Origin of the sequence: Streptomyces sp. NPDC097640 (assembly GCF_040302705.1) — a bacterium.
In the GTDB taxonomy this organism is placed as follows: domain Bacteria; phylum Actinomycetota; class Actinomycetes; order Streptomycetales; family Streptomycetaceae; genus Streptomyces.
Genome location: NZ_JBEOSB010000051.1, coordinates 33024 through 45663 on the forward strand (window position 1 = coordinate 33024; position 12640 = coordinate 45663).

Here is a 12640-nt window from a genome sequence, read left to right on the forward strand (position 1 = left end):
CCGGGGCCGACCGGCCGGGGCGCGGGCCCCGGCCGGTCAATGGCTCATGCCCCCGATGTCCCCTGCTCGTCGGTGTCGTAGGGGCGGGTGAGGATCTCCATTCCGTGGCCGGCCGGATCCTTGAAGTACAGACCGCGCCCGCCGTGGTGATGGTTGATCTCGCCCGGCTGCTTTCCGTGCGGATCGGCGTAGTAGGTGATCCCCGCCTGCCTGATCCGCCCGAAGGCCTCGTCGAACTCCTCGTCGGAGATGAGGAAGGCGTAGTGCTGCATGGTGATGGACTCGGCCGGGATCGTGGCGAAGTCCAGGGTGACCCCGTTACTGGTGGCCACGGGGATGAACGGGCCCCATTCGGCCCCGACCTCAAGATCCAGGATGTTCGCCAGGAACTCGGCGGACTCCCGCTTGTCCTCGGAGTACACGATGGTGTGATTCAACTCGACTGACATGGTGGAATGCCTCCAGAAGGCATGTCCCGGGCACCTCCATGCCTCACCCGGCCGGTGACCGGCACGCGATGCCGTACTCACGACCTTAGTCGGCGCCCGCCCGCCACGTCGAATGCATGTCAGGGGCGTCAGAGGCCGAGGTCGCTCAGCCCCGGGTGGTCGTCCGGGCGGCGGCCCGGCGGCCAGTGGAACATGCGCTCCGACTCCTTGATCGGCAGGTCGTTGATGCAGGCGTAGCGGTGCGCCATCAGTCCGTTCGCGTCGAACTCCCAGTTCTCATTGCCGTACGACCGGAACCAGTTTCCCGAGTCGTCGTGGCACTCGTAGGCGAAACGCACGGCGATGCGGTTGCCGTCGTACGCCCACAGCTCCTTGATCAGCCGGTAGTCCAGCTCCCGGCGCCACTTTCGGGTCAGAAAGGCGACGATCTCCTCGCGGCCGTCGACGAACTCGGCCCGGTTTCTCCAGTGTGAGTCCACCGTGTAGGCGAGAGCGACCTTTTCGGGGTCGCGGGAGTTCCATCCGTCCTCGGCCGCACGGACCTTCTGGATGGCGGTTTCCCGGGTGAAGGGAGGGAACGGGGGGCGTGACTCGGCGGGCATATCAACTCCTCACAGCAGAGAACCATCGTTCTCTGTCCCTGTCGGCGACTCTACGAGAACGATGGTTCTCCCGCAAGGGCCGCCGTGGTCAGCCGAAGGCGCCGCTGTAGGCGTTGAGGGCGGGCTGGCCGCCGAGATGGGCGTACAGGACGTTGGAGTCCTTGGGGATGTCACCGCCCCGCACCAGGTCGATGAGGCCCGCCATGGACTTGCCCTCGTAGACCGGATCGAGGATCACGCCTTCGAGGCCGCCGGTGAGCCGGATCGCATCGACCGTGGAGGCCACGGGGATTCCGTAGAGATCGCCGGCCCACCCCTCCAGCACGGTGATCTCCTCGTCCCTCAGCTCACGCCCCAGACCGATCAGCTCGGCCGTGGCGCGGGCGATCTTCTCCACCTGGGCATGGGTCTCGGCCAGTTTGGCCGAGGCGTCGATGCCCAGCACCCGGCGGGGGCGGTCCTGGCCCGCGAAGCCCGCGATCATGCCGGCCTGGGTGGAGCCGGTGACGCTGCACACCACGATGGTGTCGAAGAAAACGCCCAGCTCACGCTCCTGCGCCTGGACCTCCCGGGCCCAGTTGGCGAAGCCGAGACCGCCCAGCGGGTGGTCGGAGGCCCCGGCCGGGATCGGATACGGAGTGCCGCCCGCGGCGCGGACCTCCTCCAGGGCCCGGGTCCAGCTGTCCTTGAAGCCGATGCCGAACCCGGCGTCGACCAGCTCCACCCGCGCGCCCATGATCCGCGAGAGCAGGATGTTGCCGACCTTGTCGTTGACGGAGTCGGGCCAGTCCACCCAGCTCTCCTGCATCAGCACGGCCTTGAGCCCCAGCTTCGCCGCCACGGCGGCCACCTGGCGGGTGTGGTTGGACTGGACACCTCCGATGCTCACCAAGGTGTCCGCGCCCTGCCGGAGCGCGTCGGGCACGAGGTATTCCAGCTTGCGGGTCTTGTTGCCGCCATAGGCCAGCCCGCTGTTGCAGTCCTCACGCTTGGCCCAGATGCGGGCCCCGCCGAGGTGGTCGCTGAGGCGGTCAAGGGGGTGGATGGGGCTGGGGCCGAAAAGCAGCGGATAGCGCTCGAAGTCGTCCAGGGACATGGTGGCTCCTTCGCGGGTGCGGGGTGCGAGGGTGTGCTGGGACGAGGGGAAATCGGGAGGCGCGGACTACTCGGTGTCGTCCGCCGGTACCACGTCGAGCAGCGGGGCCAGCGTCTGCCAGTTGGCGCGGGCGGCGGCGGCCGCCCCCTCGACGTCCCCGGCCGCGCACAGCTCGATGATCCGCTCGTGCTGCGCGACCGAGCTCCGCCCGCTCAGCGAGCCGAAGCGCTGCCGCTCAAGCCGCCTGAGTACCGGCGTGAACTGCTCGAGGACGCTACGGACCGCCTGGTTGGCGGAGGCGGTGACCGCCACGGCGTGGAAGTCGTCATCGGCGGCGAGCGCGGCCCCGACGTCGTTGCGGCGCAGGGCGTCGGCGAAGCGGGCGTTGGCCTCGCGCATGGCGTCCAGCTCGGCGGACGACAGATTCGGCACCGCCTCCCGCACCGCGAGCTCGTGCATCGCGGCCGTCACCGACTGGGCGGCCCGCACCGCCCGGACGTCCAGCGGGCTGACGGTCGTGGAGTGGCCCGGCCTGGTGCGCACCAGCCCGGCCTGCTCAAGCCGCGCCAGGGCCTCCCGGATGGGCGTCCGGCTGATGCCCAGCCACTCCACCAGATCGCCGTCGTTCAGCCGCTCGCCCGGGGCGAGCGTGCCGTCGACGATCGCGTCACGGATGGCCTGATAGGCGCTTTCGCGCAGCAGGGGCCTGGAGACGAGCCCTCGGCTCTGGGGTACCGGCATGCGAAATATTGCACGCCGCATGTCGTCGCCGTGTCAAGGGTCGGGGGCGGGGAGCCGAGGTGCGCGCCGGACGGGGGCTGGACATCCGCGCGTACTCCTCGGCCCTGGCCCGGTAGCCGCCCGCCAGGGCCGCGGCGCTCCCCCAGCCACAGCGGAACCGTGGCGGAGGGCCACTCGGCGAGCCCCTGAACGCCCAGCTCCGCCGCGCTCCAGCCGTCCGCGAGCGACTCCTCGCAGAAGCCTCCCCGCCACCGTGGCCGGCAGCTCCCCCGCCGCCTCCGCGCGCGCGTCGCTCCGCCCGGGCCGCTCGCCGCCCCGGCGACGCGGGCCCGGTGACGGTCACCAGTGGCCCTCGGGCGTGGTGACCGTCGTGATCCGGTGGCCGGTGGCCTCGTCGATCCGTTCGTCACCGGCGCGCGAGGGTCGTCATGAACTCCCGGACACCGCGAGGGGGGTGTGCTCGGCGATGCGTTCGTCACCGCGGAAGGGGTGGCTCCACAGGCCGCGTCGGCGCAGGACCGGCAGTACGCCCTCGCCGAACCAGTACGCCTCTTCAAGGTGCGGATATCCGGACAGGATGAACTCGTCGATGCCCAGGGCGTGGTATTCGGCGATCCGGTCGGCGACCTCGGCGTGGCTGCCCACCAGCGCGGTCCCCGCGCCGCCGCGCACCAGCCCGATCCCGGCCCACAGGTTGGGGTGGATCTCCAGGCCGTCGCGGCCGCCGCCGTGCAGCGCGAGCATCCGCTGCTGCCCCTCCGACTCGCTGCGGCCGAGACCCTCCTGCACCGCCCGTACGGTGTCGTCGTCGAAGCCGTCCAGCAGCCGCCCGGCCTCGGCCCACGCCTGCTCGGCGGTGTCCCGGGTGATGACGTGCAGCCGGATGCCGAAGCGCGGGCTGCGGCCCTGCCGCGCGGCCAGACCCCGGACCCAGGCGATCTTCTCCGCCACCGCGGCCGGCGGCTCGCCCCAGGTGAGATAGACATCCGCGTGCCGGGCCGCCACGGCTCCGGCGGCAGGCGAGGAGCCGCCGAAGTACACCTCCGGGACGGGGTCGGGCAGCCGGGTCAGCTTCGCCTCCGCCACCCGCAGATGGTCGCCGGTCAGATTCACGGTTCTGCCGTCCCACAGATCCCGGACGATGCCCAGGAACTCGCCGGTGCGCGCGTAACGGGCGTCCTTGTCGAGGAAGTCGCCGTACGCCCGCTGCTCCCGGCTCTCGCCGCCGGTGACCACGTTGAGCAGCAGCCGCCCGCCGGTGTGCCGCTGGTAGGTGGAGGCCATCTGCGCGGCGAAGGTGGGCGAGAGGAATCCGGGCCGGAAGGCCACCAGGAACTTCAGCCGCTCGGTGCGCTGGCTGACCATGGCCGTGGTCAGCCAGGCGTCCTCGCACCAGGCGCCCGTCGGCGTCAGCGCGCCGACGAAGCCCAGGTCCTCGGCGGCGCGGGCGATCTGGGAGAGGTAGCCCACGGTCGGTGGCCGGTCGCCGCCGGCCGCGGTGACCGGGGTGCCGTGGCCGCCGCCGACGACATGGCGGCTGTCGCCGTTGGTGGGCAGGAACCAGTGGAAGGTGAGGCTCACTCGGGAACTCCGTTCGGGGTGGCGGCGGCAGTGGGGGCGGTCGGGGCCGGTGTCAGCCGGCGGCGGCGAGCAGTGGGGTGCCGCCCAGTGCGAGGGAGAACCGGTCGACGACCTGGGCCAGGGCTTCGGCGGAGCCGGGGGCGATGGTGAGCGCGCCGTCCGGCCCGGTCTGGAGGTCCTTGTCGAGGGTGAACCAGCCCTGGACGATGTGTCCGGCGCCCATGGAGTTGAGCACCGGCCGCAGCGCGTAGTCGATGGCCAGGACGTGTGCGGTGGTGCCGCCGGTGGCCAGCGGCAGCACGGTCTTGCCCTCGAGGGCGTACTGCGGGAGCAGGTCCAGCAGGGATTTCAGCAGGCCGGAGTAGGCGGCCTTGTAGATGGGTGTGCCGATGACGACGCCGTCCGCCCGCGCGAACAGGGCGGTGGCCTGGGTGATGGCCGGGTGCGCGAAGTCGGCGCCGAGGAGGGCCCCGGCCGGGAGCGTACGGACGTCCAGCGGTATCACCTCGTGTCCGTGCCGCTCCAGCCGGGCGTCCAGGTGGCGCAGCAGCCGGGCGGTGCGGGAGGTGGCGGAGGGGCTTCCGGAGACGGACAGGACGGTGGCCATGGCGGACCCTTCGGGACGGTGGTGCGATGCGGTGGTCGGGCCGGTCGGCCGGTGAGGGCACGAGAGGGAACTGACGGGGCATCAACGGGCAACGGCGACGGGCGGCACAGCCGTTACGGACGTCACGGACGTGAGGTGGCGGCGGTGGAATCGCCGTAGCCGGAGGGCGCGCGGCCGGAATGCGTCAGCGGCGGCGCGGCGGGGATGCGAAGCGGAGGTTGACGGGCTCGCTCAGACCCGACGGCAACAGAACGCGCTCGAGACACGCACGAGATCGACGTGGCGCCGCCGCGTGAGGTCCTGTCGCTTCATGTCATCGATCAAATCAGTGGCGGGTACACCGGGTCAAGGAGGCCCCTGCGGGATTCCATATCCCGGAACGCCCGCAACGCCCGGCCCACTCGGCCGCCGGTGCGGCTACCGGTTCGCCGCGGGGGCCGGGGGTTCCGGAGGCGCGCTGCGGTGGCGCGGCAGCAGGACGACCGCCGCCGGCGGGAGCGCGGCGAGTACCAGCCACGGCACCGCGGCGGGCAGGCCCGCGTCGAGCAGCGAGCCGGTCGCCGCGCTGCCCGCCAGGACGACGAGGCCGGAGACGGACGACAGCGCGCCGGTGTAGAGGCCGGGCCTGCCTTCTTCGGCGAGGTCGGGCACCCAGGCGCGGACGGCCGGGACGAGCAGCATCTGGCCGAGGGTCAGCAGCACCACGAGGCCCGCCGCCGGGAGCAGCCCGGCCGCGCCCGTCCAGGCGGCGGGCCGCGCGGCGGCCACGGCCGCGAAGCCCGCGGAGACGAGCAGCAGCCCGGCCGCCATGGAGCGGCGCAGGTCCAGCCGGGCGGCCGCCCAGCGGGTGACGGGCAGTTGGGCGGTCACCACCAGCGCGGAGGAAAGAGCGAACAGCCAGGCCAGCGGCGCCTGCGAGCCCACCGCGCGCTCCACTTCCAGCGGCAGGGCGAGGTAGAGCTGGTTGTACGCCAGCAGGTAGACACCGTACGCCAGACACAGCGCAAGAAAGCGCCGGTTGCGCGCCAGGGTCCCTGGGCCGCCCCGGGGCCGGGTGGGCTTGCGGCCGGGGATGTGCTGGGGCAGCAGCCGTAGGTGTCCGGCCAGGACGAGGACGAACACCGCCGCCCCGGCGAGGCATACGGCGCGGAAATCCACGGCCAGCAGGAGCGCGCCGAGCAGCGGTCCGACGAACGCGCCGGCCTGCCCGGCGACGGAGAACAGCGCCAGGACGCGGGTGCGGGACCCGCCGCCCGCCTCCTCCCAACGGACCGCCTGGCGGGCCACCTCGGACTCCACGGCGGGCGAGAACAGCGCGGCCGCGAAGCCGATCAGCAGCACCGCGCCGATGACCGCCCAGGTCCGTTCCGCCCAGCCCAGCCACGCGAAGCCGGCGATCCGCAGCGCGCAGCCCGCCAGCACCACCGGCCGGATGCCGTACCGGTCGACCAGGGCACCGCCCACCACGAACAGCCCCTGCTGGCTGAAGGTGCGCAGGCCGAGCACCAGGCCGACCAGCCAGCCGGCCATGCCGATGGCCGTGCCGAGGTGTTCGGCAAGGAAGGGCAGCACCGCGTAGAAGCCGATGTTGAAGGCGAGCTGCGTCCAGATCAGCAGCCGCAACAGGGGCGGCAGCGGCGGCAACCCGGGGCGCCGCCGCCAGGTCCGGCCCGTGGCGGCGGGCGTTCGGACGGGGGTGCCGGTCACCGGGCTTCCTCACGCGCCGCGGAGGACGCCCGGCCGCCACGGCCCGGCCACGGCCACCGCACCCCGCCGGACGCGGTGACCGCCAGCGCCCCGAGGACGGCGAGCATCGCGGCAGGGGCGAGCACGGCCCAGGGGGCACGCTCGGCGTACGGGTGGTTCTCGGCCAGCAGCAGGCCCCACTCGGGGGACGGCGGCCCGGCGCCGAGGCCGAGGAAGCCGAGGGAGGCGAGGGCGAGCGCCACCGAGGGCAGCCGCAGCAGCGCGTGCCGGGTCACCGGTGGCAGTACGGCGGGCAGCAGGGCGCGCCGCAGCACATGTGCCCGTCCCGCGCCGAGTGCGCGGGTGGCGGCGAGGTGGGTGGTGGCCAACTCCTGCCGCAGCAGGGCGGAGGTGTGCGCGGCCAGCGGGGCCCAGGCGACCGCGGCCACGGCGAGCGCGGGCGTGGCCGGGCCGCCGCCGGTGACTCCGGTGACGAGGAGTCCGGCGAGTACGGGCGGCACGGCGTTGGCGGTGTCGACGAGGGCCCGGGACAGCCGGGGCACCAGGCCGAGCGCCACCCCGGCCAGCAGCGCCGCGGCGCTGACCGCGAGCGCGAGGGCGAGCGTGGTGAGCGCGCCGTGGCCGACCCGGGCCAACAGGTCGCGGCCGAGCGCGTCGGTGCCGAACGGGTGCGCCCAGGACGGGGCCCGCAGCCGGGCGGCGGTGTCCAGCGCGAGCGGGTCGCGGGCCAGGCCGAGGGCGATGACGCCGAGCAGCAGGGCGCCGTGGACAAGGGGAAGGCGGCTGCGGCCGGGGGCGTCGGGCCGGTGCAGGGTGACCAGCGCGCCGTCGCGCAGCGCGGGTCCGAGCAGCGCGCGGCCCGCGAGCCGGGCCAGGCCGCTGACGGCCGCGGCGAGCGCCACCAGGGCGAGCGTGCCGGTCTGGAGCACGGGCAGGTCCTGGGCGATGGCGGCGTCCAGGGTGAGCCGGCCGAGCCCGGGGATGTCGAAGATCTGCTCCACGGCGACCGCGCCGCCGGTGAGGCCGACCACGAAGAGACCGAGGTTGGGCAGCAGGCTGGGGAGGCACCGGCGCAGCGCGTGCCGGGCGATGCGCCGGCCCGGGATGCCGCGGGCGGCGGCGGCGCGCGCCCAGGGCTCGGCGAAGGCGCCGGGCAGGGCGTCGTCGAGCATCCGCCCGAGCAGCGCGCCGGTGGGCAGGCCGATGGCCAGCGCGGGCAGAACGAGCCAGCGCGGGCCGTACCAGCCGAGCGCGGGCAGCCACCCGAGCTGCACCCCGACCACGGTGGCCAGGACGGAGGCGGTCAGGAACTCGGGCAGCGCGGCGAGCATCGCCGCCGCGCCGCCGGTGCGCCGCCCGGTGAGGGCGCGCCGCGCGCCGAGCCGCAGGGTGCGGGCGCACACGGCGGCGGCGGTGACGGCGGCGACGGCCAGCGCGGCGGCCATGAGCAGCAGCGAGGCGCCGAGGGCGGTGGTGACGGCGGGCAGCACGGCGCCGCCGGAGATCCAGGAGTGTCCGGCGTCGCCGTGCAGCAGCCCGCCGAGCCACCGCCCGAGCAGGTGCGCGGGGCCCGCGTCGAGGCCGAGTTCACCGCGGATGGCGGCCAGCACCTCGGGGGCGGGGTCGCGTTCGGCGGACCGCGCCTCGAGCACGGTGAGCGCCGGGTCGGTGCGGGAGAGCCAGGGCAGCAGACCGATGCCGCACAGCAGGGCCGCGACGACGACGGCGCGCCACAGCGCGCCCGGTGCGCCCCGGCGTATGGCGCTCAGCGCCGGGTCCCGGGGCCGATGAGGGTGCGCTCGTACGGGTCGAGGAGGACGCCGTGGACCGCGGTGCGGACGCCGTGGACGATCCGCTGGTGGACGAGCGGAACGGTCGCGTCCGTGCGCAGGATCTCGGCCTCCGCCGCCATCGCCGCGCCCTGCCGCCGCGCGGGGTCGGCCGTGGTCTCGGCCTCGGCGACCGCCCGGTCGACCCGCTTGTCGCACAGCAGCGCCAGGTTGTAGCTACCGTCGCAGGTGAAGCCGCTCGCGAGGACGGAGACCGGGTCGCCGGTGTCGAGCATGGTGTTGCGGGCGCCGACGAACGCGTCGAACTTGCCGGCCAGCGCGTCGCCTTCGATCCGCGAGGACTCGCGCACCTCCACCTCGACCGTGAACCCGGCCTTCTTCAGCTGCTGTTGCAGCACCTGCGCGACCTCGGGCAGCTCGGGCCGGTTGTCGTAGGTGGCGAGGGTGATGGCGGTGCCGTGGACGCGCGCGGCCCGCGCCCGCCCCTTCGGCTCCTCGCGCTTGTCCGCCGCCCAGCTCAGGGCGGGCCCGAACACGCCCTGCCCGCGGTCGGCGTATCCCTCGTACACGTCCTTGGCGAGGACCGAGGTGTCGACCGCCGCACGGGCGGCGGCCCGCACCTTCGGGTCGGCGAAGGGGCCGGAGCGGGTGTTCAGCTGGAGGCTGGTGGTGCGGGTCGTGGCCAGTTCGCGGGCGATGCCCTTGTCGAGGGAGGAGACCTGGGCGACCGGCACGGCTTCGGCGATGTCCACCTCGCCGGTGCGCAGGGCGTTGGTGCGGGCCGTGCCGTCGGCGATGAACCGCGCGTCGATGCCGGAGGCCTGCGCCCGGCCGCCCCAGTAGTCGTCGAAGCGGTCCAGGCCGGCCCGGTTGCCGCCGCCCGTGCTGGTGAGCTCGAACGGCCCGGTGGCGGTCCCGGCCGGATCGACGGCGCCCTTCTCGCGGTAGGCCTTCGCGGACAGCACGGCCAGGCTCGGGCTGGACAGCCGCGGCGGCAGCGCCGGGTCGGGGTCGGCGGTGGTGACGCGGACCTGCCGCTTCCCGGCGGGCTCGGCGATGAGCTCCACCCCTGAGAGCGCGGCGGGGGCCGGGTCGGCCCGAGTGGCGTGGGTGAGGGCGGCGGCGACCGCGGCCGGGGTGAGTTCGGTGCCGTCCTGGAACCGGGCCTCGCGCAGGGTGAACACCCAGGCGCGTTCGCCCTCCTGACGCCATGACTCGGCGAGCGCGGGGGACGCGGCGCCGTTGGCGTCCAGCCGGGTCAGCCCCTCGGTGACACCGAGCCTGCTGAGCAGGGTGGCGTCACTGCCGTACGGCGAGAAGTTCTCGGCGGGCGGGAAGGCGAGCGCGACGCGCAGCCGTTCGCCGGGGCCGGAACCGGAGCCGGACGGGGAGGACTTGTCCTCGGCCGCGAAGCAGCCGGAGAGCAGGGGGGCGAGCAGCAGGCCGGAGAGCAGCCGACGGCGGCGGGCGAAGCGCATGGTCCTCGTTCTCCACGGGTTCTACGAGCGGGACGCCGCACAGATTACATGATTATCGTTTCCATTAATGACGCCCCCCGGGTAGGGCTGCCGCCGCATGGCCACCTCGAAGTGCACGACCCGCTCCCCGCCCCCGGATTCCGCCCGCTCGTCGCACACCACCTCCCCCAGGGACCGCCAGAAGGCCTCGGCGCCGGGCACGGCGGGGTCGGTGTGCAGATAGACGGAGTGATAGCCGCCGTCCGCCGCCGCGAAGTCCAGCAGCCGGGCCACCAACTGCCGGGCCAGCCCCCGCCGCCGGTGTTCGGGCCGCACGTACACCCGGCGCAGCTGCGCGGTGCGCCCCGAGGGGTAGCGCTCGGCGAGCGCGCGGGGGTTGGGCGGATGCGCGGGCCCCCGCGAGTCGAGCGCGGCCGTCGCCACGACTTGCCCGTCGCGCCCGTCGACCGCGACGAGCAGGGTGTGCCGCGCGGAACGGAGGTACGCGCCCTCCGGATCGACGATGTCGCCGTGCCAGCGCGGCACATATCCCGTACCGAAGTCCCGGTACACGGTGTCCAGCATCACGCTCCGGGCACCGTCGAGGTCTTCGGGCGTGGCCGTCCTGATGCGGTAATCATGCACTTGCACATCATATGCATCAAGGGTCGCGGCGGCGCAGCACCGCATACCCCCCGGCGAGGGCCGCCGCCGTCCAGGCCAGCAGGATCACCAGGGCGACCCCGGGGCCGAAGTCCCGGTGGCCGATGAAGGACTCGTCCACCGAGACCACCTGCATCATCACGGCCCCGGCCTGGTCGGGCAGGAACTGCGCCACGATCCGGATCTTCGGGACGTTGCCGAGCCCCTGCGAGTTGAGGAAGAGCAGCGGGATCAGGATGCCGAGGGTGAGCGACGTGCTGCGCAGCATCGTGGCCACGCCGATCGAGAACGCACACATCAGCGTCAGATACGCCCAGGCGCCGAGGACCGCGCGCGGGACACCGGGGTCGCCGAGGGGCACGCCGTGCGGGCCGAGCGCCCACTGCGCGGCGAAGAAGGCGGGGAACACGGTGAGCAGCGAGAACACCATCGCGGTCAGCGTCGCCGCCGCCACCTTGGCGCCGTAGAACAGCCCCCGGCGCGGCACCGCGATGAGCGAGGCGCGGATGGTGCCGCTGGTGTACTCGGCGCCGATCTGGAGCACGCCGAACACGACGAGGGAGATCTGGCCGACCATCAGCCCCAGGAACCCCGCCGCCACGGGGTCGAAGTTCTCCTGCTGTTCCTGGTTCATCCGCGAGAAGCCCGCGCTCAGGGAGTGGCCGACGAGCAGGCCCAGACCGACGCTGAGCAGGAAGGCGAGCAACAGGGTCCAAAGGGTCGACCGGACCGTACGGATCTTGATCCATTCGGCGGCGAAGGCCGCGCGCACCCGGGTCGCGTCCATCACCGGACACCCCCCGCCCGGTGGTCGCCGGCCTCCCCCGTCAGCCGCATGAACGCCTCTTCGAGCGAGGCCTGTTGCGCGCTGACCTCGTGCACGGTCAGCCCCTGGGCCGCCGCCAGCTCCCCGACCGCCTCGGCCCGCGCCCCGTGAGCCTCCAGCGCCCCGTCGGCCGACCGCCGCACCCGGACGCCCGTGGCCGCCAGCGCGGCGCGCATCCGCTCCGGCTCCGGCGTGCGGATCCGTACGTACGAGCTGGAGTTGGCCTCGATGAACTCCCTTACGGTGGTGTCCGCGAGCAGCCGGCCGCGCCCGATCACGATCAGGTGTTCCGCGGTGAGGGCCATCTCGCTCATCAGATGGCTGGAGACGAACACGGTCCGGCCCTCCGCGGCCAGGTCCTTCATCAGGTTCCGGATCCACAGGATCCCCTCGGGGTCCAGCCCGTTGACCGGCTCGTCGAACAGCAGCACCGACGGATCGCCGAGCAGCGCCGCGGCGATGCCGAGCCGCTGGGCCATGCCGAGCGAGAGGCCCTTGGCCCGCTTGCGGGCCACGCCCGCGAGACCCACCAGCTCCAGCACCTCGCGTACCCGCCTCTCGGGGATGCGGTTGCTGCGGGCCGGCCACCGCAGGGTGTCGTACACGCTGCGGCCGGCGTGCACCGCCCGGGCCTCCAGCAGCGCCCCGACCCGGCGCAGCGGATCCGGGAGCCGGCGGTATCGGTCTCCGTCGATGAGAACGTGGCCCGTTGTGGGGCGGTCGAGGTCCAGCATCATCCGCATCGTGGTGGACTTGCCCGCCCCGTTGGGCCCGAGGAAACCGGTCACCCGGCCGGGCCGCACGGTGAAGGACAACCCGTCAACGGCGGTGGTGTTCCCGTACTTCTTGCTGAGGTCGCGCACTTCGATCACGCCGTTCACGCTAGGCAACGGGCCCGGCGCCGGGCTGTCGTCGAAAGTCGCCCGTCGCCGGGACCAAAGTCGACACCGCGGGCGAGGCGTCAGGGGGTGTCCGGCGGCCACGCGGCGGAGCCGCATATCGATGCTGTTCCCCTCCCCGCCCCTTCCCGGCCCCTGTCGATGTGCGGCTCCGCCGCGTGGGGGGCTTCGCCCCTGGACCCCGGGGTCTGGGGCGGAGCCCCAGTTGAGGGAAGGGGCGGG

13 protein-coding genes are annotated in these 12640 nt (G+C 73.7%); all 13 read right to left on the bottom strand.

Translation table 11 applies throughout. From position 1 onward, the window contains the following. Positions 1-44 precede the first annotated feature (44 nt). Entirely contained in the window at positions 45-449 is a 405-nt protein-coding gene (locus tag ABTY62_RS45880; RefSeq protein WP_352135347.1) for a VOC family protein, read from the bottom strand. A 128-nt stretch (positions 450-577) separates the two neighbouring features. Then, on the bottom strand, positions 578-1051 hold the full coding sequence (locus ABTY62_RS45885; RefSeq protein WP_352135348.1) for a nuclear transport factor 2 family protein: 474 nt from the start codon (positions 1049-1051) through the stop codon (positions 578-580). 88 nt (positions 1052-1139) lie between these two features. Beyond that, a complete protein-coding gene (locus ABTY62_RS45890) occupies positions 1140-2147 on the bottom strand; it encodes a 1-aminocyclopropane-1-carboxylate deaminase (RefSeq protein WP_311723032.1) in 1008 nt (335 codons plus the stop codon). Positions 2148-2213: 66 nt separating this feature from the next. Beyond that, positions 2214-2888: a GntR family transcriptional regulator gene (locus tag ABTY62_RS45895; RefSeq protein WP_311723033.1), complete on the bottom strand. Its 675-nt coding sequence runs from the start codon at positions 2886-2888 to the stop codon at positions 2214-2216. 426 nt (positions 2889-3314) lie between these two features. Continuing rightward, positions 3315-4469 carry an LLM class flavin-dependent oxidoreductase gene (locus tag ABTY62_RS45900; protein ID WP_352135349.1) on the bottom strand — a complete coding sequence of 385 codons (1155 nt, stop codon included), beginning with the start codon at positions 4467-4469 and terminating at the stop codon, positions 3315-3317. 52 nt (positions 4470-4521) lie between these two features. After that, positions 4522-5076 carry an NADPH-dependent FMN reductase gene (ssuE, locus tag ABTY62_RS45905; RefSeq protein ID WP_352135350.1) on the bottom strand — a complete coding sequence of 185 codons (555 nt, stop codon included), beginning with the start codon at positions 5074-5076 and terminating at the stop codon, positions 4522-4524. A gap of 231 nt (positions 5077-5307) precedes the next feature. Then, complete coding sequence (locus ABTY62_RS45910) at positions 5308-5388, bottom strand: putative leader peptide (protein ID WP_352135355.1); 81 nt, start codon at positions 5386-5388, stop codon at positions 5308-5310. A gap of 105 nt (positions 5389-5493) precedes the next feature. Beyond that, positions 5494-6783, bottom strand: a complete 1290-nt coding sequence (locus ABTY62_RS45915; RefSeq protein WP_502997653.1) for an MDR family MFS transporter — start codon at positions 6781-6783, stop codon at positions 5494-5496. Beyond that, positions 6780-8543 carry an ABC transporter permease subunit gene (locus tag ABTY62_RS45920; RefSeq protein WP_352135357.1) on the bottom strand — a complete coding sequence of 588 codons (1764 nt, stop codon included), beginning with the start codon at positions 8541-8543 and terminating at the stop codon, positions 6780-6782. The genes ABTY62_RS45915 and ABTY62_RS45920 overlap by 4 nt, the downstream gene beginning before the upstream one ends. Positions 8544-8548: 5 nt before the next feature. After that, the gene (locus tag ABTY62_RS45925; protein WP_352135351.1) at positions 8549-10051 is read right to left on the bottom strand and encodes an ABC transporter substrate-binding protein; all 1503 of its coding nucleotides are present in this window, start codon (positions 10049-10051) and stop codon (positions 8549-8551) included. Between the two features lie 21 nt (positions 10052-10072). Next, positions 10073-10675: a GNAT family N-acetyltransferase gene (locus tag ABTY62_RS45930; protein ID WP_352135352.1), complete on the bottom strand. Its 603-nt coding sequence runs from the start codon at positions 10673-10675 to the stop codon at positions 10073-10075. Between the two features lie 16 nt (positions 10676-10691). Then, the gene (locus tag ABTY62_RS45935; protein WP_352135353.1) at positions 10692-11480 is read right to left on the bottom strand and encodes an ABC transporter permease; all 789 of its coding nucleotides are present in this window, start codon (positions 11478-11480) and stop codon (positions 10692-10694) included. Next, a complete protein-coding gene (locus tag ABTY62_RS45940; protein WP_352135354.1) occupies positions 11480-12391 on the bottom strand; it encodes an ABC transporter ATP-binding protein in 912 nt (303 codons plus the stop codon). The genes ABTY62_RS45935 and ABTY62_RS45940 overlap by 1 nt, the downstream gene beginning before the upstream one ends. Positions 12392-12640 lie beyond the last annotated feature (249 nt).